Source organism: Flavobacterium sp. HSC-32F16 (genome assembly GCF_024171645.1).
GTDB lineage: Bacteria > Bacteroidota > Bacteroidia > Flavobacteriales > Flavobacteriaceae > Flavobacterium.
Window position 1 is genome coordinate 170,505 of the sequence record NZ_JALKAC010000002.1, and the last position, 26,244, is coordinate 196,748.

The 26,244-nt window shown below is 36.6% G+C and carries 5 protein-coding genes; all 5 read right to left on the minus strand.

The features are described 5' to 3' along the window. Window positions 1-21: 21 nt before the first annotated feature. Window positions 22-17,649, minus strand: coding sequence for a T9SS type B sorting domain-containing protein (locus tag L1276_RS07370; RefSeq protein WP_253786457.1), 17,628 nt, complete (start codon window positions 17,647-17,649; stop codon window positions 22-24). Window positions 17,650-17,784: 135 nt separating this feature from the next. Beyond that, on the minus strand, window positions 17,785-22,857 hold the full coding sequence (locus L1276_RS07375; RefSeq protein WP_253786458.1) for a type IX secretion system membrane protein PorP/SprF: 5,073 nt from the start codon (window positions 22,855-22,857) through the stop codon (window positions 17,785-17,787). Continuing rightward, window positions 22,857-24,296 carry a gliding motility protein SprC gene (sprC, locus tag L1276_RS07380; RefSeq protein ID WP_253786459.1) on the minus strand — a complete coding sequence of 480 codons (1,440 nt, stop codon included), beginning with the start codon at window positions 24,294-24,296 and terminating at the stop codon, window positions 22,857-22,859. Before sprC ends, L1276_RS07375 begins: the two co-directional genes overlap by 1 nt. Then, window positions 24,293-24,700: a hypothetical protein gene (locus L1276_RS07385; protein WP_253786460.1), complete on the minus strand. Its 408-nt coding sequence runs from the start codon at window positions 24,698-24,700 to the stop codon at window positions 24,293-24,295. The genes sprC and L1276_RS07385 overlap by 4 nt, the downstream gene beginning before the upstream one ends. 98 nt (window positions 24,701-24,798) lie before the next feature. After that, a complete protein-coding gene (locus tag L1276_RS07390; protein ID WP_253786461.1) occupies window positions 24,799-26,091 on the minus strand; it encodes a hypothetical protein in 1,293 nt (430 codons plus the stop codon). Between the last annotated feature and the right edge of the window lie 153 nt (window positions 26,092-26,244).

Consider the following 26,244-nt stretch of genomic DNA (forward strand, 5'->3'; position numbering starts at 1 on the left):
ATCATAGGGGCTATTATTTTGTTATCTGTATAATGTGAAATGTCCAACAAACTCTCTTCCATCATTCTCGTCATTTAGTTTAAGAACATACCAGTAATCACCTGAAGGTAAATCTTCTCCATTGTATTTACCATCCCATTTTTGACCGTAGTGGTATTTGGCAATTACACGACCGTATCTGTCAAAGATTGAGAACGTAAGGTTGTTGTAAATATTTGTACAACCAGGACCCCATGTTGTGTTGATAGAACCAGCCGGAGTGAAATAATTGTCAAGACAAACGTCTACATACTTAATGTAATAGTCTTTTGTATCTGTACAACCATTTTTGTCTCTTACAGTGATTGTATAAGTACCTGTTTTGTAAATTTTGAATTTAGTTTCTGAACTAAAGTTTACACCGTCAATACTATATACATATTCACCGCCGCCGCCTGCAGCCGAAGCTGTAATCACATTCCAAATACCTTTTTCTTCCGCTAATGTTAATACTAAAGGATCATGTCCTATAACATCAAAGTAAGCCGTTGGTACTTCACAACCATTTGTGTGTCTTGCTACTACAAAGTGACGTCCTACAGCAACATTTGTAAAGACGTTGCTTGGTTGATATGTACCGCTTCCATCCAGAGAGTAATCAACATCAGCAGGATTTGTAATACTACTGTCAACTGTAATTACCACCATGTTAGCCTGAGCATTGTTAACACAATCATATGTTACTTCAGCAGTTGGGTTAAGAACTACTGGTAATGGCATGTTTTCAACAAACTCAGTTGTACAGTTTTCAGCATCTCTTACATAAACTGTATGTTTACCACCTACAAGGTTTGTAAAGTCAAATATAGTTTGAGTTGGACCGCCTTGTGTAAATGGTCCGGCTGCGTTATCAAGACTTACTCTGTAAGGAGCAGTACCACCGCTAATCTCAATACTAAATGCACCATCTTTATCGTCTTTACAAACTTCTGGTATCATTGAGTTAGGTACTTCCTTAACAATTACCGGATTTGGCTGTGTGATTGTGAAATCATACAATACAAAACATCCGTTTTGATCTTGAGCTATAGCTTGGTAATCACCAGGAGCTAATTTCTCGAATATTACCTTCGTATCAAATTGATTCATATTTGGAGAAATTGCATATTTAATAATGCCTGTTCCGCCTGAAGCAATTATTTGAAGTTTACCATTATTTTCTCCAAAACAAGTAACATTTGTTGGTATAAATTGAGCTGCTAAAGCTGCATTAGGTTCAGTGATTGAAATTAAATCTGATCTATCGCTGCAATCTACACTTTCAACAACGACTCTGTATGTTCCTATCGGAAGATCAGCAAATATTCCGTTATCCTGAGCTGGACGAACTTGACCGCCAGTTCCATTAAGCAATGTATAAGAGTAATGACCTAAACCTCCAACTGCTTCAGCCACAATAACCGCTGTTGCTTCTCCTGTACATTTTACAACTGCGCTTGAAACATCAACTTTTAGATCTAATGGTACTAAAGGATTAATTGTAACTATGTTTGAAGCAACACTTATACATCCGTTTAAATCTCTAACAAAATATCTGTGAGAACCTACAGGAACTTCAAATGGAACTGATGCAGCGAATGAACCTGTAAAGGTAATTCCATCAGTACTATATGAATATGGTCCTGTTCCTCCTTCAGCACTTAGCGTAAGCTGTGTTAAAGTCTGACATGTTTGTGGTCTTGACTCTACTAAGAATGCTTTCACAATAGCAGGCTCATTAATAACCACTTCATTTGTTGTAAACTCACAACTAAATCCGTCAGTAATTGTTACACTATATCTTCCTGCTCCTAATCCAGAGAAAACTGGATTTGTAAATGGTCCTGATGAAATCACAGGATTTTCAGAAAGTATATTCAATGTATACATATAGTTACTTCCTTGACCACCTGTTGGAGGAGTTACAGTAACTATACCTGACTTATCACCAAAACAAGGAAGCGTAGTTACATTTGCGCTAGCTGCAGCACTGATAGGTATTGGTATAATTAATGTTTGTGTTGTAACGGCAGTACAGCCTTTACTGTCTTTAACATTTATTGTATAAACACCTTCTTTTAAATTTGTAAAGAGATTTTTACTAGAATATGGCTCTATAATTTCAGTATTATTTCTTACTAATTCATATTGATAAGAACCATCCCATCCACCAGTTGCACTAACAGAGATTTCACCGTCACCATTACCTGCTATACAGGTAATATCAGCTTTTGTAGACGTTGCAACTAATGCTTCGTTTGGCTGAGCAATTGTGAATAAAGTTTCTACTGTACAAGCAGGAGCACCAACTAAAGTAGCTACTACTTTGTATAGACCCGCAATTAGGTTAGAAACTCTCTCTGGTCCTGCACTTGCTGATCTAGTTGCAATTACTGTTGCTGTACTTGGTAATGGACCTGTAACTACATAATCGAAGATACCTGCCTCATCATTTGGAATTATTTGATTGTCAACAAAAGTTAAATCAACAGATCCATCATTAGCTCCGAAACAAATTTCTCCATTTACAGCAACTGCTTTGATGCTGAATGTATTTGGATCAAATACGTTGTGAACTTTTTGGATTGAACAGCCCGTATCTTTATTAAGAACTGTAATGATGTATTCACCTATTCCTAAGTTTGTAAATACTCCATTTATATTTGCTGCATTTCCTGGTACAACTGCGCCAGAAGAATAAGCAATTGAATACTCTAAGTTAGTTGGTGTACCACCTATTGCGGCTACTGTTACTGTAATGTTTTCTTTTGTTGGGCAAGTAATTGCATCATCAACTCTTACGTTTATTTTATCTAAACGTATGAAAGGATTAATTATCCATGTTCCTGCATTTGAACCAACACATCCATTAGTATCATAAACATTTATTGTGAAACTTCCTCCTGTATAATCTGTTTGAGTATATACATTTCTTGGTCCATAATAAACACGTACACCATTCTTAATAAACTCATAGTTATAGTTAGCATAATCTTCAGAACCACCTGTAACACCACTTACTGTGATTGTTGCAAAATTATTAGTGTTACCCGCAGCAGTACATAAGTACTGAACAACAACTGGATCTTGAACAACAATTGGATCTGGTCCATCTACTGTAACAACTTTTGAATCTGTACATTCTCTTCCTGAAAATACCTCAACTGTATAAGGTCCCGCTGCTAATCCAGTGAATACACCACTATCTTGACGAGTTCCTCCGTTAATACTGTACTGATAAACAGGATTGTCGTTTACTCCTGGTGAAGCTGGAGCAATAGATGCTACAATTGTACCATTTGTATCTCCAAAACAAGTAACCGGAGTAGAAACTGCATCAAATCCTGTAATAAGAGTTGCTTCTTCTAAAACAACATCCACTGTAACAGAACAGTTCGTGTTTGTATCAACAAGCTCAAGTTTATGCAAACCTGATTTTAAGCCGGCGAATTCAAACGGAGCAGCTGTTATTGGTGTACCGCCATCTATTGAATAACTATAACTTCCTGTACCTCCTTTTGCTGAAACGCTAATTCTTCCGTCAAAATCAGCACAAGTTGGTTGATCTAAAACTTTATATTCTAATTCTAATGGCTGATAAATAGTTACCGCCGTTGGGAATGTAGTTTCACAACCAAATTTATCTCTAACAACTAAGTCATAAGATTTAGCCACTTTTACGAAGAATGATTTACTGCTTTGGAAAGCACCGCCAATACTGTAAGTGAAAGGAGCCATACCAATCGCTGCAGAATCATCTACTACAATTTCGTACTCACCGGTAATTGCATCAGCACAATGTGCTATTACATTAGCCGTAAAGTTAGCCGGTAATGGATCTGTTCCTACCGTTACTGTTATTGGAGCAGAAATACATCCATTAATATCCTGAGCATATACATACCATGTACCTGCTGTTAATTCTCTTTTAGCATCTGCTGTAAATACTCCAGGAGTTAGAGTTGAAACAAATGAATATAAATATCCAGGGTTTCCGCCGCTTCCTGCAACTTCTACAATTCCGCCGGTTTTACAATTAGCATTAACATTACTGATTTCTGAAACTATTACCAAACTTGGTCGAACAACTGTTCCTAATGACGTTGTTGTACAAGATGTTGTATTATCAAAAATACTTATTTCATAATCTCCGAAATCTAAATTTGTTATCGTTACTTCTGCATCAGAAGTTGTAGTTGATGCCACAAATGGAGCACCATCTTTTGTAATTGTATAAGTATAAGTACCTGCGTAACCAGAAACTGTATAAGTAATTTTTCCATCAGTAGTACTGAAACAAGACATATCAGATGCTATGTTCGTTGCATTTACTCTTACTACATCTTTTATCGTTAATGAATCGCTGAACTCACAACGGTTTGAGTCTGTAACTTTGAAAGTATAAGTTCCAAAAGGTAATCCGTTAAAAATTGCAGCAAATGTATTATCGGTTACTGTTACCGGAGTGTAAGGTACTGCCGGAGCTGCACCGTTAAACTCAGTAATTTCAAAAATTAACTGTCCAACACCATTTGTAGCTGTTACCGATACATCACTGCTGTTTCCACTAGCACAAGTGATTGGAGTAGTCGTAAATGCTAAAGCCGTTGGCTTATTCAATGGATTAATTGTGATTGTTACTGGGCTGGTAAATTCACATCCGTTAGCATCTTTTACAGTATAAGTTACTGTTTGAGGCCCTGTCGCATCAACCACTGTGAAAGTGTTATCTGTATTATAACCTAAATTATTGAAGTTATAATAGTATCCTCCGGCAGCTGTTTGTGTACCACCTAAAGCAGTTACCTCAATAACTCTTTGATTACTGCAATTTGTATTTGGTAAAACTTCATGTGTAGCTCTTAAATCAGCAGGCGCAATTATAACAACCGGAATAGCATCAGAAATACAACCTTTACTGTCTGTTACAACAACAGAGTAGTTTCCAGCTATTAAGTCTGTATAAATTCCAGAAGTATTTCCTGTTATATTAATATTTGGAGTTATTGCAAAAGTATAAGGTCCAACTCCTTTAGAAGGTGTTATTGTTAAACTTCCATCACTGTCTCCATTACATTTTAAATCGATATGAGTTTCTGTTCCTTCTGGTTTTTCAGGAACATTTACTTTTTCTGTGTTTGTTGTTACGGTACAAGCTGGTGTATTGCTATCTGTAATAACAAAATAGTAATCTCCATCTGCTGCCACTGAAACTGTGAAATCACCTGGTGTACTAGTTGGAAGACCAGAAGGGTTTCCATTAAAATACATTTGGTAAGTGTAAGTTCCTACACCGCCTTTAATTTTAACATCAATAGTTGCATTAACAGGAGTCGCACAATATAAATCTTTAATTAAAGTTGCGCCCGCAGTTAATTGTTTTTGAATAACAAAAACTTTGGTATCCTCACAACCGTTATCATCAATAACTTTTAATGTATAAGTCCCATCTGCAGTGAATGTCGCTACAGAAGCTGTTGGTAAACCATTTATAGTAAATGATTTTACTCCATTGTAAGTTGTAGAAAGTGCATCAAGATCTACTGTTAAATCAGCACCTACAAAACATTGTTGAACAGGCATATTAAGAATTGGCGGCGCATCGTAAGTGACCATAACATTTTGTGGTCCTGCAATACATCCGTTTGCATCTTTCACATACACTTCCCAAGATAGATCAACTAAACCTGTAGTAGCTGTAAATGGTGTATTAATATCATATGCAAAAGTTGTTGGGGCAGGATCACCTGTTTTAACAACTGCATAAGTATATGGAGATGTTCCTCCTGTTACACCTGTAACAGTAATTTGCGAATCAACATTTGTACAATATACTTTAGTTGCTGACGCAGTAATTACTATAGGCGCCGGCATTGTAATTGTAACATTTGCAGATTTTGTACAATTTGTTGTATTATCTGTAACTGTAACTGTATAGCTGCCTTGAACCAAACCTGTTACTGTAACAATATTAGCAGCAATAGTTGGCGTATTGAATGCTAATCCAGCAGGTGTACTTGTTACTGCAACTGTATAACCAGCTACGCTAAAGTCAGACACTGTGAAAGTTGCTGTTCCATTATTATCAATTCCGTTTACAGTATTACAACTTACATTTGTTGATGCAGTACGTATAATATCAATTGGAGCAATAGGATCTAGTTTGTAAGGTCTTTCAATTGAACATCCTTTAGAATCTGTAACTCTGAATATATAATTAACTCCCGGCTGAATATTAGCAAATACCGCAGCGTTTCCATTATCAATACTTGTTGGAGAAACCATTTCGTATTTCGTAATTGGTGTATTACCACCAACAGCTGCTAAAGTAATAGTAGCTTCGTTTAACGGACAAGTTGGAGCCACTGTCAAACTAAAATTAATATCAGTTAATTTCACGAAAGGATCAACTGTTGCCGTACCATTAGTTTTACAACCGTTTTTATCTATTACATAATAGTTAATTATTTGTGGAGCTGCACTTTTAATTACATCATATGGTACCGATAATGCAGCAGCATCATAATAATTTGTACCTCCATCAAAATTATATTTGTATGGTGCAGTACCGCCCGAAGGAATTACTGTTACCACTGCCGCATCTGGCGTATCACCACCAGTTGAACAAGTATATTGACTAACTGAAGGAATTGCTGTTAAATCATTTGTAGGTTCACCAACTGTAAACGGTAATTGTAAAGAACAAAGTCTTTTAGAAGTTACCGTAATCGTATAGTTTCCAGCTGGTAAATTAGAAAATACATTTCCTGTTTGAGTACCTGCCACTGGTGCAATTGCATAAGTATAAGGGATATCAGTATTACCTGGAAGCAAGTTTACTTTAATGCTTCCTGTATAATCACCTTTACAAGCTACATCCACTACTTCAGCATCAAAAGTAACCGGAATTCCTCTTGATAAAGTAATTTCTGCAGTAGTACTACATGCAACACCTGTATTATCTGTATTACTATTATCTGTCATGGTTACTGTATAAGTACCATCACTTAAACCGCTTATTACATTACCTGTAATTGATATACCTGCATTCATTGGTGCAATAGTATAAGTATAAGCTCCTGAACCTCCAGATGGCGTCAATGTAATTGTTCCATTGTTAACAGTACAATCAGGTAATCTAGTAATTTCAGGTAGAACTTTTAGAGGTGCATCAATTGTGATTGTTTCAGAATCAATACAACCATTTGCATCTTTAATATAAATAATATGAGAACCTGAATGTAATCCAGTAACATTATATGGTAATCCAGGAATACTTGTAAATGACGCATTACTATCTACACCAATAGAATAAGCTCCTGTACCTGCAGTTGTTTGTGTAACACGTACTGTATATGCATCTTCAGCAACACATTTGTTAACTACACTTAATGAAATTACCGGACTTGGATCTTTTACAATAGTTACTTGTAATGGGAATGTACAGTTATTAATATCTTTAACTATAATATTCCAAACCAAGTCTGTTCCTGCTGCACCCGGATCTAAGTTTAATACGTTTCCTGAAGCAAATACACTAGGAATTGCCGGATCTACAGCATAAGCATAAGTGTAAGGTCCTGTTCCTCCAGTTGTTCTTAAAGTAACTTGAGCAGGGTTATCACAATTTGCATTTTTCATAGACTGTACACTAGATGTAAGTCCTTGAACTGGCTGCGTAATTTGGAATTTTTGTGAAACATTACATTCTGTTCCGTCAAATTCTTTTAAATATAAAGTATAATTTCCTGCTTTTAGACCTGTAACTGTTCCTGAAGCTGCTGCACCAGTTAATCCAGTAAGAGCTCCGCTTTTAGTAGGAATTAAAACGTTTGTTAATTCATCACGAACTTCGTATCTAATTTCAGTTACTGCTGCTCCATAATTTCTTACTGTAAAATCAATTCTACCGCTAGAATCACCAAAACAAAGTACATCTGCTTTAACAATAGGATCAAGAGCAATAGAAGAAGGTGAAGGAGGAGTTGTTACTTCAACAACTGTAAAACATCCACCATTATCAATTACCTGAAATTGATATGTAGTACCATGATCTAATCCATTAAATGTATGCGACGGATCTGTCGTTGGACCATATGCTGTCAACGGCTGGCCAAAGATTGCATACGTCACAGGATAAGCTGCTGTTAACACATTAATAGTAACACTTGCTCCACTAACACATGTTCCAGAAGAAGCTACGCCTGTTGCTTCAATATATGGATTAGTTTCAATACGTGTTTTTACACTTTTAAATTCACAACCTTTACTATCAACAATTGTAACATAATAGTCACCATAAGTTAATAATGTTGGGAAAAGAGGATCTCCTCCAAAAGTTACCGAAGTTGCACTTGTTACAACTGGAGGCATTGCTTGTACAAATGCATTGTTGTATACTGTATAAGTGAAAGGAGCTACACCACCAGCAGTAATATTAACTGTTATACTACCTGGTATATTATCATTACATTCAATGATACTTGGAATAACATCTGCATTAATTTTTACAGGATCAAACAATGTAACGTTTTGAGATGCAGAAACACAACCTTTTGCATCTCTAACCTGATAACTATAAATTCCTGCTGTTAATCCGCCATAAACTGATTTTGTATCGAAAGGGCCTCCATTAAAACTATATTGGAATGGAGAAACTCCTGCTGTTGCAGTTATTGAAACAGAACCATCATCAAATCCATTACAAGTAGGATCTGTTTTAGCAGCCGAAGCCGTAACTGTTGCAGGGGTAGTTGTAGTAATAACTTTAGTAAAAGCAGTACAAACTACACCATTAGAATCTGAAATTTCAAATTCGTATGTATTTCCTAACAATGAAGTTGGATTATATGAGAAAGAATTTCCTGTAAATGCAATTGGAGGACCGCTGTAAACTCCAGCACCAATTTTAACTCTATATTTAAAAGGTGCTTTTCCTCCAAATACTTCAATATCAATTCTTGCTTGAGCTGGTAAATCACAAGTAATATCTTTGTATAAAGTTGCCTCTGCACTCAATGGGTCATTCACAGTAACAACAGTAGTTGCAGGACAACCATTAGCATCTTTTACTGTAATTGTATATGTTCCTGCTGCAACAGTAAATGTATTCGCCGGACTAGGTGCAACACCTGTGTTAATTGTGTATGTATAAGGAGCTACTCCGCTTGTTGCTGTTGCAACAATTTGGAAATTACTTCCTGATGCAGTACACTGATTTGCAACAACAGCACTTAATGAAGGTACAGGATCTTTAGTAATAGTAACATCTACTTTTGTTGTACATCCATTAGCATCTTTTACCCAAATATCCCATTGTGTATTAGTTGTCGGATTTAAATCTGCTGAAGGTGATGAAACATAATCTGTATCAGCAGGTACAGCATTATTTTGCATGTACGCATACTTGTAGTCTGGAGTACCGCCGCTGGCAGTAACAGTAACTTTTGAAGTTGTTGTGTTACAATTAGCATTTACCTGAGCAACTACAGCAGATACGCTTGAAGCCGGCTGATTAATTGTAATTGATGTTGAAACTGAACATAAAGTAGTATCATCTGTAAATACTACAACATAAGTACCTTGTCCTAAGTTAGGCAATACAAATGAAGCATTGGTTAGGTTTGTTCCAACAGCTGCTCCATTTACAGAATAACTGTATGTAGAAGTAAAATCACTTACATCGTATTTAATGCTTCCTGTAGTACCAAGGTAACAGTAAGCATCATTTAATTTTGCTGCTGTGGCTTTAATCGAAACTACAGCAGGAATATTTTTAGAGAAATCATCGTAACAACCACTTGCACTAGTAACTCTGAAAACATAATCACCAGCAGTAAGTCCTGTAAAAATTCCAGTTGTTACTCCTGAAGTATTACTCATTGGTCCTGAAAAAATTGTATAAGTTCCAGTTCCAGCACTTAACGTGATTGTAGCCGTACTTGTTCTACTTGCAACAGGGTCACAATAAATAGGAGTTACAGCAACATTCGAAATCTTAGGCAGAACAAGCGGATTTATTGTAATAGTCTGCTCTGCAATTGTACAACCATTATTATCTTTTACAGTATATCGTACTGTTTGTGTAGTTCCATTATCTGTAACTGTATGTGTGTTTGAGACATCATATGAACCTCCATTAAAACTATAAGTATAAGGACCAGTTCCTCCAGATGCAGTAACAACAACATCTTTTGATTCCTTAGTGTTTGAAGTATTACATGTAAACGCTGCCACATTTGCTGAAGCAGTTAACAATGTTGGCTCTGTGATAGTAACTGAAGTCGTTGCCGGAGAAGTACAGCCTAAATCATCAGTAACCACAATATTATACGTACCTGCACTCAATCCAGAAGGATTGTTTACAGTATAATTTGTAAATGGTGCGGTAGTTTTAGTAATACTGTAAGTATAAGGTGCTTTTCCTGAAGTTGGTGTAACTAAAATACTTCCTGTAAAAGCTCCATTACATTTTACATCAACCTTGCTTGTATTTATTGTTAAAACTGTTGATTTTAACGTAACATTTATAATAGAAGATAAAGTAGAACAAGCTGGAGCCGGAGTTTTAGAATCTGTAACTCTAAACTGGTATGTACCCGCTGCTGTTGCTACATAAGGGTTTGCTGAAGGTGCAAAAGCTCCTCCATTATAAGAAACCTGATAAGTCACAGTACCTGTACCACCAGTAGAGCTTAAGCTGATTGTGGTATTTGGAGTACATGACGTATCCGGAACAACATCTGTTTTTATTGTTAATTGTTCAGGAACTACATAAGTTGTAGTTGCAGGACAGCCAAATCCATCTTTTAAATATAAAGTATATGTACCTGGAGTAAGGCTGAAATTATTTGTTGATACGAAATTAGTACCATTTATACTGTAGCTAGGTGTTCCTGTATAAGTTCCTGTAATTAAAATATTTATCGGAGTACCTGTATAACACTGTGCTGCAGGTGTATTAATCTGCGGAACATTCTCAGCAGCAATCGTAACTGGTCTCTTAACGAAACAACCATTACTATCTTTAACATACACATCAATGCTTGTAGTTAAGATAGCAGTGTCTACTTGTAAAGAAGAACCATACCCTGTTGTTGGTACAGTAGATGGAGCAGCTGCGTAAGCATAAGAATATCCTCCGCTTCCGCCACTAAGTCCTGTAATTGTTATTGTTGAAACTGTTGTAGAACAGTTTATTTTTGAACCGGCAGCTGTAAAACTAATCGTTGTAGCTGAACCAATAACTGCATCTACAGGAGCTGAAGAACAACCTGTATTTGTATCAGTAGCCACAAAAGTATAAGTTCCAGGAGCTAAACCTGTAACCGTTACTACATTGCCTACTTTATTAGCTGTTCCAGAAGCTGGAGTAATTGTGTAATTGAAGTTACTTGTACTTACAGAAAATGTTGCTGTACCATTATTCGCTCCCGCACATAATTCATCCGTTTTTCCAGCCGAAGCTGTAACTGTCGCTGCATTTCCAATAGTTCTAGAAGCCGTTGCAGAACATCCTCTTTGATCTGTAACACTAAAAGAATAACTTCCCGGAGTTAAATTATTGAATGTTGCACTATTACCAGTCTGAGTACCTGAAACAGGTCCAGCTGTAATAGTATAAGTATATGGAGCAATACCTCCAGTAGTAGTTAATGTAATACTAGTTGAAGTAGCATTACAAGTAATAGCTGCCGGTGTAGATAAATTAAGCGCTGTTGGCGGGTTAAATGCCGGAACAGTGATTGTTCTTGTATCTGTACAACCTTTAGAATCTCTTACAGAATATGTAATAGTTTGAGCAGCATTTGTATTGGTAACAGTTAATGTATTTGTAGCATTGTAAGATGTGTTACCAGCTCCAAAACTATAGGTAAATCCTCCTGCACCTCCTGCACCGGTAACCGTAATTACTGTTGAAGTACTGCAAGTTGTATTTGCTGGGAAACTAGCCGAAGCCACAACTTGCGTAGGGTTCGCTAATGAAACATTATAAACCGGAGAAACACAGCCTTTAGCGTCTTTAACCTGATAAGTGTAAGATCCTGCAGCTAAACCTGAAAGCGTAGCCGAAGTTCCAAATGTAGTACTTCCATTAAAACTATAAGTATATGGAGCACCGTTTCCGCCTGCTGCAATTACAGTAAAACTTCCGTTACTTTCGTTATGACATTTTGGATTAACGCTGCTGTCAGATGCTGTAGGCTCTAATTTAGCATCTACAACAACAGCCGTCGTTACTGCCTTACAACCTTTAGAATCTGTAACTCTAAAGATATAAGATCCTGTACCTGATGCCGGATAAACATTTGATCCTATCGCAGTATAACTTGTTCCGCCATTAGAAGAAACTTCATAAGTATAACCTGGAGTACCATTTTGAGGTGTAATTGTAATTTGAGCGTTAGGTGAATTTGTACAATCTAAAGTTTTAGTAACGTCAGCACTTGCTGTCATTTCTGCCCCTATTACAATATTTGTAATTGGTGCAGCGTTACAACCATTTGCGTCTTTAACATTAATAGTATGTGTACCAGTACCAACATTTTCAAACTTCTCAGAAGCTTGGAATGGCTGACCGTCTAAACTATATGAAAAAGGTGCTTTTCCGCCGCTTACACTAACTACTAATGTAGCTTTATTACCTGCATCATAACATAAATCTGAAGCCGTTACATTTATAGTGGCTGTTGGCGCAACTGCTCCAACAACACTTACGGCATCAGAAGCTGATGAAGAACAATCTCCAGAGTCTTTTGCTACTACTACAAAGTTACCTACAGTATTTAATGGCAGATGGAAAGTATCTTCAGACTGAAATGCAATTACAATTGTTCCGTCTGGTCTTTCTAACTGATATTGGTAATTTGGTTTTCCGCCACTTGCAGAAGCTTTTATTACAGCTCCGTCTATACAAGTTGGCTGTATCGTTACATTAGCTACTGCTGTAATTGCAACAGGAGCAGTCACACTTCTTGTATAAGTAACCGCACATTTTCCAGTTGTATCATACTGAACAATTACAGTATAATTTCCTGCATTTAAATTTTCTAAAACAAGAGGAGAAGCTGTTGAATTTTGTACTGCACCTCCATTTACTATATAATAATAACCAGTTGCTGTATTAAAATTATCAACAGGAATAGTGATTTTACCATCTGCTTTATCAATACAGCTCAAATTGTCAACGATAGGAGTATCAGCTTTGAAACCTTTATTATCTTCTACAATTACTTTAAATTCTTTTTCTGCATCACAAGTTTCAGGAATCTGGCGTACCCAGATATCATCAATCAATACGTCGTTACCGTTAAATTCGTTACTATAAGATCTAATAACAAAACTTAAATTATTGAATGCACCAGGATTTAATGACAATTCTTTATATTCCCATTGCTCTGTTTTTGGAACTCTCCAAGGGTTTGAAGTGTCTGTAGTCGCAACAATAGTTTCTGTACCACCAACTCCATTCAAGTTGTTAACTAATTGAATAGTTAATTTTGGGTCATCGTGAGAAGTTGATGTTTTTACAATAAGGTTTTCTGCCCATAACGAGATAATTACTGGTTGATTTACAATAACATCACGAATTGGTTTACTATATAAGATTCCTCCAATACCTGCAGTACCTCCAACATTTACACATAAAAATCTTCCAAACGCATTTGTCGGTACTGTATGATCTTTCGCTACTATCCATGAATCATTAAACCTAGTTCTAATAGAACTTGCTACTGCATATTCACCATCATTGATCCATTCATCTCTATTACATTTATAATCCGGAGCTAAGTGTGTTGATGTTTCATCTTCAAAACAATAAGCTGGATTAATTCCAGGAGTAGTCGTATAAGAACCTATTCCAAAATCCTCTCTTAATAAGTTACTATATGTAGGAACTGTAGTTACTTTATAAGCAACCTTAATAGTATGAGTTCCAGAAGGAATATTTGTAAATACATTATTAGTTATAGGTGTATTAGGTGTTCCATCAATATAATACTCATAAGTATAATTTGTATTTTGAGGATTTCTTACTGTTACTGTACTAGAAGCTTTACCATCACATCCATAAACCGTAATAGGATCATCAATTGTTGGATCTGCTGGTTTAGGGTCTAAAATAATCTTATCTGTTATTGTAAAAATACATCCTACATTATCTCTAACTCTTAAAATGTAACCTATAGAATTTGGAAGAACATCTGCCTCATTTACATTTACCCATCCTTTACCATCTCCAAAATCATACTGATAAGGTGGGATTCCTCCTTCAACATTATTAATTCTTAATTTTCCTCCTTGGTTATCACCATTGGCATCTGGCAGACTACAACCTGCCAATGCAGCTACACCTCCTGATGCAGTAAGTGCCGAAGCCGGACCAGTAATCGTTACATTAACTGTATCACTATAACAATGTTTTTGTACCTGAGCATTATTAACAGTATAGTTTACACTATATCTTACTTTAACTTTATAATTACCAGGACCTAAATTAGAAAAAATAGGGTTTGATGAATAACTAAGTCCATCATTAATACTATAAGCCATAATGTTTCCATTCGCTACAATATTTTCAATTCTAATTGAAGATGTTCCATCATAACAAGCACTGCTTGTATGATTTACATCAAATGTAGGTTTTGAAACTTCTGGAATTGTAATAGATGTAGTTGCTGAACAACCTGCATCATCAACTACTTTAATATCGTACGTACCCGGTTGTGTTATTGTAACTGGATTTGCAAGAACACGAGTTGGTGATCCATTTATAAAATAAGCATAAGGAGATTTTCCTCCAGATGCCGATAATAACATTTTACCCTCGCTGCAAGCTGTTAAAGGTTCTTGTAATGTTACAAATGCTTTTAACTGACTTGATGGTGCATTTATTCTAAAATAATATGAAACATCACATTTTGGAGCAGGAGTTTGATTTATAGGACTGCTGGTAACTCTAATTCTATAATTTCTACCATAAGTACCAGAAGCCAAAGATGAAAAAGTATAATCTAGGTTTGTTACTGGACCTTCTGTTTTCTCGATCTGTCCTGACTCTTCATTATAAAGATATACATAATATGGTCCTTCATAATTTTGTACTCCTACACTTGCACTTCCTAAATCAGTACTACATACTGGATCTGTCTTTTTACCATCTAAAGACATATTTAATCGTCTAATTAGAATATTTGGTATTTTGAAAATACATGGAGTAGCTGTTACACCTTTTTGTTTAATAAAAACGGTATATGCATCTGGGTTGTAAATAGGGAAAGTATTACTATCCTGCCATTCCCAATCGCTGATTGTAGCGTTTGGATCTGTTTTAATAGCATATTGATAATCAGATGGAACGTCACGTACAGTAATACTTCCGCTATTTCCACAAAGCATATCAACATGTTCTTCTTTAGGCGCTAATGGGTTAGTAAAGACATTAAAATAAAAACGGTTAAAACAGCTTCCCGAATAATTAATTGTTAAACGGTATTGTCCCGCGTCTTTAGCAGTAAAGTCTGGTCCAGTTCCAACCGGAAGCCATCTACATTCTGCTTTTTCGTTAGCACAATTTTCATTTGATGGTGCTGTACAACTTGCTGTGTCTAATTTCTCCCAAACAATATTAGAACTGTCGTTAATTCCTGTTTGAAGTAATCGTGAAGCATTTGCACCACAAAGAATTATTTTAGGCAGTTTTTTACCATCATTCGGACAGGTTACAATTTGATCAGCATCCTTAAGTATAGGATTTTCTGCTGTTTCACCAAATCTTACAACAGTAAATTCCTCGAAGATAGATCTACAAGGTGCCGGAGCCAAATTATATACATAATAAACTCCAGGATCTTTAACTGTTAGAGTCTGTCCTCTTCCTATCTCTTTTGTTCTTTCCTTATCGCTATACCATATATAAGTTGAATAACCTGCAGCTGCTGTAATAGTAGTAGTTTCGGTACACAAAGTACGTCTTCTGTTATATTGACAGCCATCAACACCAACTAAAAAGTTAGTGGCTTTAGGTACCAGAATACAACCCGTGTTAGTATCAACACTTGGATCATCGGTAATTGTGAAAGAAGTATTTTGAGTTCCTTTATAGGTAGCATAGGCCGAGTTATCAATACTGTTTGAACAAGCTTCATCAAGCATTGTACAATCAGGAATTACCTGAACCTTAAATTTTATTGTTTTCTCAGATAAACCAACCTTAACTAAATCATTTCTTACGTTAAAAACAATGTTTCTTGTAGCAGGATCCCAGCTCTTTACTGTTACACCGTCTGGTAATGGCAATAAATCAGTTGGATAATTAAAAATAATATTTATTGGCATTTGATCACGAATAGTAAACGACGTAGCATCATCATTACCTGTGTTTCTAAAACCAATTTCATAATTCAACTGCTGACCTAATGTTACACTTTGTCCACCAATATTATCTCCTTTTGCATTTCTTACAATTTTTGTAAGTACAATTTTAGGCTCAATAATTTCTACAGCCAGTGCATTAAAAAACATATAATACGAATCTGACGAGGTACTGATTCTAAGCGTAGCATTTGTCTCGTTATTTTGTATTATATTATTTCCGTCATTTTTAATTTTTACGACCCCGGCATCATACCCTAATGTATTTGTACTAGAAGGTGTACGACCGGAAAGAATAACATCTCCATCTGATATCGAACTATTAAAAAAGTTTGGTACATCAGGCGTACCCGGGTTCCATCTTGAAGGAGGTGTACCTGGTGTAATTGGACGTACCAGTGAAGATATGGCTTCCCAATTAGTTGATTTTCCTCCCTTAATTTCTAAACCATCACCTTCTAAGGCATTATCACCTTCTAAGGCACTAAATGCTAATTTTACGTTTACGTTTCCATCAGGGTTTGTTCTAAAACCTGAAATTGGAATGTCTAAAGGCGCATCACTATTTCTAATAATACTAAAACCATCAAAACTGGTAATATATTTACTTGGAAGTTTAGGATCTTTATAAATTACATAAATAGTCCATCCCGCAGAGTTTCCTCCTGGACGAAATTCTCCCTCGGAACAAATCAAATCAGCTACGGTATACACACCTTGCCCTGCGCTTTTTACTTCGGTTGTAATTTCTTTAAAGCAAGCATATGGTTTTGACGCATAGGCATTATTAACGCCAGATCCTCCTTCATCCCAAATTACATCTCCTGTAAGGGCTTTATAAGCACCTCCGGCAGATGTTTTTAATCTAATTTGATTGATCTTACTTCTATCAGTACCCTGATAGGTTCCTGACCAATACAAAGCGGCATAAACAATTTCAAAACAATCTCTACTCGCTTGTGGAATTGTTAATGTTGCCGAACTTGAATTGAAGCTGGTCTCAGTGTCAATGTCGATATATTTCATGTTGAAATTATCGTTCACTGTACTACTGCTGCCAGTTGAATTGTAAGGATCATTCGGACGTCTATTTCCGCTATCTCTATTTAAGATATTGTTACCAATAACTAAAATATCACCTTTTAAACTGGTTGTATTTCGTGGTGCAAAGTTTTTTCTTAGCTGAGCGTAAGAAGAAATACTGAGCAACATGAATACAACTGCAATTAATGCTTTAAAAATAGTAGGTTTTTTCATAGTCTTCACTTTTGTTTTTGGCTTTTCTTTTATTCTTTAAGGGGCATTAAAAAATAAATTCAAGCATTCTGAAACATTTATTATAACGTCCTTCTTAAAAATTAAGAAGGACCAGCTTTATTCTCAATAATTATATTAATTCTCCACTTTTACGATAGCCATTTTCCCGTTATATGGCTTAGATCCTTTTGCTTCAAGTGCTTTTGTAGCTTCTTGTAAACCGTCGAATTTCTCGTAATAGATATAATACTTACTTGTTGTAATGTTATAGAAGAAATTAATATCTGTTAGTCCGGCTGCAACAGCTTTCGTTAAAAATTGATCTCTTTTTTCAACACTATTATGAACTGCAAGAATCATGTAATAACCATTATCAGAGTTTTTAATATTCTTGATAATCTGCATATTTGACTGATCTTCTCCAAAATCAAAATCACTTGCTGTTAATGGTGTACTGCTTAATTTTGTTGTTTCTTTAATACGTTTAAGAGCGGCAACGTCCTGCGCATATCTTCCCTCATCATTTTCATAAGCTGCACGTTTAATTCTACGTTTCTTCTCGATTTCAGTTTCCGTTTTAATACGCTCTAAATCGGCTAGTAATGCTGCACCTTCCTGCTCCATTTTCAATTGTGCTGCTTTTAATTGATTTATCTTTTCAAGATAAGCTTTGTTCAAAGCATCATTTTTATTTGGAACTTTTTTAAGCCTTTCATTATATAAATTCGTCAGCTTGGCAATCTCATCTTTTTGAATTCTGCTGGCATCTGCAAGCTGTGTTTTTAATGCTTCTAACTGACTATTTTCAGCGGCAACGCTCTTGAATGGTTTTGGCTCTCTATAGATTCCTTTTTCACTTAAATCATTCTCCTCTTTTAAGTCGTTCAAGTCTTTTTGTTTATTTGCTACAGTTGATTTAAACTGATCTAATAAATCATTTTGTGCTTTACTTGTACTTTCAATAGATAGAGTTAAACTTTCAATTGCTTTCGCTGTATCGTCTTTTGCAGCTGCAGCTCTTGCTGCCGCTTCAGCATCAGCTTTCGCTTTTTCTGCTGCTAATCTTGCCTGACGTTCTTCTTCTTCTCTTAATTGTCTTGTTTCTTCGTCAGCTCTCAATTTTTCTGTCGCTTCAGCATCAGCTTTTGCTTTCGCGTCTGCTAATAATTTAGCTTGTAAAGCCTCCATATCCGCTTTCGCTTTGGCATCTGCAGCTAATTTCGCCTGAAGTGCTTCTGCATCGGCTTTGGCTTTAGCATCAGCAGCTTGTTTTATCTGCAATGCTTCTGCATCAGCTTTCGCTTTAGCATCTGCCGCTAATTTTGCTTGAAGTGCTTCGGCATCGGCTTTCGCTTTAGCATCTGCCGCTAATTTTGCCTGACGAGCCTCTTCATCTGCTTTTGCTTTTGCTTCAGCAGCTTGTTTAACTTGTAATGCTTCTGCGTCAGCTTTGGCTTTGGCATCTGCGGCTAATTTAGCTTGAAGTGCTTCGGCATCTGCTTTGGCTTTGGCTTCAGCTGCTTGTTTAACTTGTAATGCTTCTGCGTCAGCTTTGGCTTTAGCATCTGCGGCTAATTTAGCTTGAAGTGCTTCTGCATCTGCTTTGGCTTTGGAATCAGCTGCTTGTTTAACTTGTAATGCTTCTGCGTCAGCTTTGGCTTTGGCATCAGCAGCTAATTTAGCTTGAAGTGCTTCGGCATCTGCTTTGGCTTTGGCTTCAGCTGCTTGTTTAACTTGTAATGCTTCTGCGTCTGCCTTCGCTTTTGCATCTGCCGCTAATTTAGCTTGAAGTGCTTCTGCATCTGCTTTGGCTTTGGCTTCAGCTGCTTGTTTAACTTGTAATGCTTCTGCGTCAGCTTTGGCTTTAGCATCAGCAGCTAATTTAGCTTGAAGTGCTTCGGCATCGGCTTTTGCTTTCGCATCTGCTGCAAGTTTGGCCTGACGCGCCTCTTCATCGGCTTTCGCTTTTGCTTCAGCTGCTTGTTTAACCTGAAGTGCTTGTGCATCTGCCTTCGCTTTTGCATCTGCCGCTAATTTTGCTTGAAGTGCTTCTGCATCAGCTTTAGCTTTGGCATCTGCTTCTAATTTAGCTTGACGTGCTTCTTCAGCTTCTCTTAATTGTTTTGCTTCAGCATCGGCTTTCGCTTTAGCCGTAGCCTCGGCGTCAGCTTTAACTCTCGCATCTGCAATTAATTTTGCCTGAAGTGCTTCCATATCAGCTTTCGCTTTTGCATCTGCTGCAAGTCTTGCTTGTTCAGCTTCAGCATCGGCTTTTGCCTTGGCATCTGCTGCAAGTTTGGCTTGACGAGCTTCTTCTGCAGCTTTAACTTTTGCTTCCTCAGCTTGTTTTATTTTTAATGCTTCTGCATCCGCTTTCGCTTTAGCATCAGCCGCTAATTTTGCTTGAAGTGCTTCGGCATCTGCTTTTGCTTTAGCATCTGCTGCAAGTTTAGCTTGACGAGCTTCTTCTGCAGCTTTAACTTTTGCTTCCTCAGCTTGTTTTATTTTTAATGCTTCTGCATCCGCTTTAGCTTTGGCATCAGCAGCTAATTGTGCTTGAAGCGCTTCAGCGTCGGCTTTTGCTTTAGCATCTGCTGCAAGTTTGGCTTGACGAGCTTCTTCTGCAGCTTTAACTTTTGCTTCCTCAGCTTGTTTTATTTTTAATGCTTCTGCATCCGCTTTAGCTTTGGCATCAGCAGCTAATTTTACTTTTAATGCTTCTGCATCGGCTTTTGCTTTGGCTTCGGCTGCTAACTTAGCCTGAAGTGCTTCTTCCTCTGCTTTTAGTTTTGCCTCAGCTGCTTGTTTAACTTTAAGAGCTTCTGCATCCGCTTTTGCTTTGGCATCAGCAGCTAATTTTGCTTGTAAAGCTTCGGCATCGGCTTTAGCTTTAGCTTCTGCGTCTAATTTAGCTTGGGCTTCTGCTGCAGCTTTTGCTTTAGCTTCTTCCGCTTGTTTTATCTTTAATGCTTCTGCATCGGCTTTTGCTTTGGCTTCGGCAGCAATAATTGCTTGTCTTGCTTCTGCATCAGCTTTAGTTTTGGCATCGGCCGCTAGTTTTTCTTTAAGAGCAGCCTCTTCAGCAGCTTTTGCTTTCGCATCGGCAGCAATTTTTGCTCTGTTAGCAGCATCGATCGAAGCTTTTGTTTTTACTTCAGATGCGGCTTTAGCTTTCGCATCAGCAGCTAATCTAGCTTGTAATGCATCTGAGTCTGCTTTTGCTTTGGCATCAGCAGCTAATATTGATTCCATATCTGCTGCTTCAGCTTTTGCTTTTGCATCGGCTTTACGTTTTGCTTCAGCTGCATCGGCTTTTGCTTTTGCATCGGCCACTAATTTTGCTCTTGCGGCTTCGGCATCAGCTCTGGTTTTTTCTGCTGCAGCTAAACGGGCTTGTCTTGCTGCTTCAGCATCTGCTCTGGTTTTTTCAGCAGCTGCAAGTCTTGCTTTAGTTGCTGCTTCTGCATCAGCTTTTGCTTTTTCAGCAGCTAATTGTGCCTGTGTTCTTTGTTGAACTGAAGTCGTTGTAACTGCTTTAGCTTTTGCAGCATCTGCATCGGCTTTAGTTTTTGCATCGGCTTCTAATTTTAATCTTCTCGCTTCGGCATCAGCTTTTACTTTATCAGCAGCTAATTGTGCTGGTGTTTGCTGTGGCGCTGGAGCTGGTGTTGCTGCAACTGCTTTGGCTTTGGCTTCAGTTTCTGCATCGGCTTTCGCTTTAGCATCAGCTGCTAATTTTAATCTTCTTGCTTCGGCATCAGCCTTAGCTTTATCTGCTGCCAATTGTGCTTGTGTTTTTTGTGCTGCAGGAGCTGGCGTTGTTGCCGCTGCTTTAGCTTTTGCAGCTGCCGCTGCATCTGCTTTGGCTTTATTATCTGCTGCTAATTTTAATCTTCTTGCTTCGGCATCAGCCTTAGCTTTATCTGCTGCTAATTGTGCTTTTTCTTTTTGTTCTGCAACTGTATTAGCACGTGCTGCTGCTGCTGCATCGGCTTTTGCTTTCGCATCAGCGGCTAATTTTATTTTAAGAGCTTCGGCATCTGCTTTAGCTTTATTGTCTGCTTCTAATTTTGCTTTTGCTGCAGCTTCAGCATCGGCTTTTGCTTTTTCTGCTGCGGCAAGTCTTATCTGTTTTGCTTCGGCATCAGCTTGTGCTTTAGCTTCTGCAGCAAGTCTGTTCTTTTCAGCTATATCAGTTCTATTAACCTGTGTTGCTGCTGTTTTTTTAGCCATTACCGGTTTTGGTTTAGAAGGATCAATTAGTGAACCTTCATCATCATCTCCGTAATAGTAATTTCTGTTTTTAAATCTGTAAGCAATTGCAAATTCATGAGAACCTCCCATATTGGTAAAATTGCCCATTCCTCTTTCATAATTGTATTCTATAGCAATACTAGGAGAGATATTAATTCCTAAACCTGCTGAAACTCCGTATAGAGTATTATAACCAGCCTGCGCCCACACTCCTTGTTTAAGAGCTAACATTGCAAGACCTGAAATAACTGTTTTGTCTTTTTTTAATTCTGTTCTAATAATTCCAGAGAACTTACTTCTGTCAAAAAAACCATATGTATCGATATAACCCGTATACATGGCGTGTAATTGAATTGCTTTTTCTGGATCTTCTTTTACAATTCCTGAACCGAAATTGTAAAGAATTAAATTGTTAACCGATAATCCAAAATCTAAAAAATCAGTTCCATAATTAATACCCGGATTAACTGTAAGCAAGGTATATGATGGATAATCTCCATTTAAAATAGCTGCGTCATCTGTTATAATTTTTCCTTTGTCTAAACCACTTTGGTAAGCTCCTACGTTTAAACCAAAAGTCAAATTACTGTCTTCTTGTAAAACGATGTTGTGAGCAAAATTGACAACACCGCCAAAAACAGTCATTAAACCATAGTTTTGTTGAAATAAACCAACCGCAAATGCTTCATTTTCTCTAAATCGGCCTGAATAATTTGCTAAATAAGTCTGTGGTGCATTTTCAAACTGTACCCATTGTCTTTTATTATAAAAACTAGCATAAGGGTTTGACTCGCGAACAAAACTAAAAGTTGGGTTAATTAAATATCTATTAAACTTTAATGAATTTCTAATAGGTAATGAAAACGAAACAACTCCATCCTCATTTTTTTCCTGAGAATAGAGCAAACATGAAAAACCGCAAAATAAAGTTATGAATAGTAAAATTTTCTTCATTATTTAATCACAGTTATTGATCCTTTTTTTTCACCTGTGTCGGATTTAATGACATAGTAATATACTGGATTTACATTTTTAAAATCTATTGCTGTTTGAGGCCAGTCGCCTTGATAGTTAACAACATCAAGAACCTTATCTCCGTTTGAACTGAGAATTATTACATTGGTGTCTGCGTTTTTATATTCATCCGGTATATTCCAATAAGGATTTAAACCGCTTAACTTTATAATATTTTGAATAACAGTTGAGGGCTTTGCTGGTCCTGTAACTCTAAATTCAAACTCTCTGGATGATACACATCCTGATGCCTGAGAAATTGTTACTTTATAATTACCTGGCACGGCTATCAAATACGAATTTGTATTGGCACCAGAAATTGCATTTCCGTTTAAAAACCATTCAAAAGTTGGGGTTGAAGCATCTGTAGTAACAGAAACATTTAAAGTTTCACCTTCGCCAATAGAAGTTGTTTCTGCAACATCTATACTAGCATCAAAACCATTGCTGCTTAAATTAATACTTCCCGTAGCTTTACATCCTCCAAAGTCAACTTCTACAGTATATACTCCAGATTCATTTGTAGAATAAGTACGATTAACTGCGCCTGCTATAATTGTTCCGTCTTTTTTCCAAACATAACTATTACCAGAAGTTGCAGTTAAAACTGTTCCTGCACCATCAGAGCAAAAAGGGTTTCCTAAACTAGAGGTAATGGTAACGGCAGATCCAGAACTTGAAGAAATAACGTTAACACGATTTGAACTAAAATTCACATCCGAGCATTGCCCGTAATCAATCTCTGCATAGTATTTACCTGTAGAGTTTACAATAACAGAGCTGGCACTTTGTCCAGGTATAAGAACATCGTCTTTATACCATTTGTATTTAATCTTCGCAAAGTTTACCGGCGATGATCCTGGTATGGTTGGAGTATCGTTGTTAACAGAAAGGGTTAAGCTGCCGCCAGAACAAATCATAGCGTTATCGCTTTTGTTGTTTATGAAAAAAGAGGTTTCATAATCTTTATAATAAGCTGGAAAAGAAACATTTCCTAAAGAGTTTCTAAATCTTGAACTTGTAACTCCTGTAGAACTTTTTACTCTTAATCCATAAGAATCAGAGCCTGTTAAGTTTGTGGGTACTGCGTATTTAATTGTTTTTTGAGTTGCCGTAACATCAATAGTAAGAAGCAGAGTGGTTGCTATTGGATTATCGTTAGTATCCAAAAGTTCTACTACGAAAGTTGTTCCGGCAGGAAAATCTATATAACTAAATGTGGCATTGAATTCATTGAAAGATCCTCCGGCGCAAAGTTTCTCTAGTCCATCAAAAGTTTGTGTCACAATTGTTTGTGCATTAACATTTGATTCGAAAGCAAACAATGCGCCGAAGAAAATTATCCATTTAGTAAAAAATAGAGTAGTTTTTTGAATCATATAGTACGTGTTCTTGCTAAGTCTATACGTTCAAAAAACAAGATATCAATGAATGTTTCAGAAAAGTCATATTTATAGTTCTCAATAATATCTTTTGCAAGAATTGAGGTAGCACTTATAAATGAATTTTCATTACAATCTGAGAACTGATTATTCTTTTCAGTTGCGATAGTAAGGTTGTCCTTGGGGGTGGACAACCCTACTATAAACTGATTGGAATTATCTATTTTGCTATTACAAGTAACAGCTGATTCATTGTTTTGATTTAACTCGATTACCGTCGCTAGTTTACAGTCAGAACCAACAGAAGCTGTAGGTTTTTCTGTTGAACTTTGCGCATACAGGCTTAAAATAGGAGAAACCAAAAAGAATATATATAAATATTTTTTTGTAGATAGAGCCATTATGTTTTGATCTTTATTTGGTCCGTACAAGACGATACATAAATTGTGTCTGGGGACTTTATTAATAAAATTTACGCGAAATAAAAATCGAAATTTATTTATCTATTGCCGCTTGAAGCTGTAATTTTTCCTAACTGTAATCTGTAATCTGGTTTTTTAGGGTTGAACATATCAATGAATGTTTCTTTGTTATCACTTTGTGAGTAAACGTTAAAGAAAACACTGTTTCCGTACCAGCTTTCTAAATCTTCGTTGTTAGAATTGTATTCAGTAAAGATGTTTCCTTTACATAAGTTGAAATACATTTCCTCAAATTTGATTTTTTTAAGGTTAGCGTCATTGATTTCTGTTTTGCTGTCTAATAATACTGCAGGATTAAATCCAGAGATTACACTTCTTTTCATTTCAAGAGAAGCATTTTCAGCAACGTAAACAGCTTCTTTTACCAATCCTGCCTGAATATCAGCATTGATGTTTTCACTGTCGTTAAGCATTGTAATGTTAGATGCAACAACTAAAGTTTGTTTTTTAGTAAAGTCTGTTTCGCTCTTTTTCTCATATGATTTTACTTCCATACAACGAGAACCGTCTTTTGTACTAGAGAAATAAGAAGATCTAACAGCTAATGAATTGTAGAAACGACATTGAACTCCTTGAGAGAATTTGTAATCGTCATTGATTGATTTATAAGATACAAATTTTGTAGCATTAAGATCTCCGCCTAAGAAACCAAATGAGTCACCACCTGCGTAGCTAACCATAATGTTTTCAAGGATTGTTTTGTTTCCAATACCAGCCAAAGTTAAACCGTTGAAAGTATCAAGACCTTTCACTTTTTTACCAGCAAATTCGATTCTGACAAATCTTAAAATTCCAGAGTTTGAAGCAACATTGTCTCCACCATAAGTCGTTAAAGTTGGATCAAGATCCATGTTATAAGAACCTACGTTTCCGAATTTGTTAATTGGAGCATCTCCAAGAATAACAACTCCACCCCAGTCTCCAGCTTTTTTCTGGCTGCGGTTTGAAGTAAATACGATTGGATCCGTTTCTAAACCGTCTGCAACAAGTTGTGCACCTTTTGTAACTACCAATGTTCCTTTTGTTTCGAAATCACCAATAATTAAAGTTCCCGGTTCGATTGTTAAAACTGCATTGTTAGTAACATAAACGTTACCTTGAAGTACATAAATATTTCTTTTAAGCAATTTAGTATTAACAGAAATGTTTCCTGCTAAAATTTGATTTGCTTCTCCATACTCTACTTTGTTAGGCTTAAATTCAGTCCAGTTATTTAACCAGTTCGTGTAGCCCATAATTCCCTTCTCTTGTTGAGCACTCATACTTGTAACTGTCAAAAGTACGCAGATGATTTGAGTAATTTTTTTCATGATAAAGGTGTGTATTAGGTTAATAATAAATTTGGGTATGCGTAAATGCAAAAACTCCCCTCGTGTTTTCTAATAAAATTTCAGAATACAGCGAGAACGAGTTGTTGTTGTTTTCTTTCTCAAAATGACGCAGAAATTTTATGCATCTACGTA

Coding starts and splice junctions, on each gene's coding strand:
- L1276_RS07370 (WP_253786457.1), bottom strand. CDS start 17,649: ATGAAAAAACCTACTATTTTTAAAGCATTAATTGCAGTTGTATTCATG.
- L1276_RS07385 (WP_253786460.1), bottom strand. CDS start 24,700: ATGGCTCTATCTACAAAAAAATATTTATATATATTCTTTTTGGTTTCT.
- sprC (WP_253786459.1), bottom strand. CDS start 24,296: ATGATTCAAAAAACTACTCTATTTTTTACTAAATGGATAATTTTCTTC.
- L1276_RS07390 (WP_253786461.1), bottom strand. CDS start 26,091: ATGAAAAAAATTACTCAAATCATCTGCGTACTTTTGACAGTTACAAGT.
- L1276_RS07375 (WP_253786458.1), bottom strand. CDS start 22,857: ATGAAGAAAATTTTACTATTCATAACTTTATTTTGCGGTTTTTCATGT.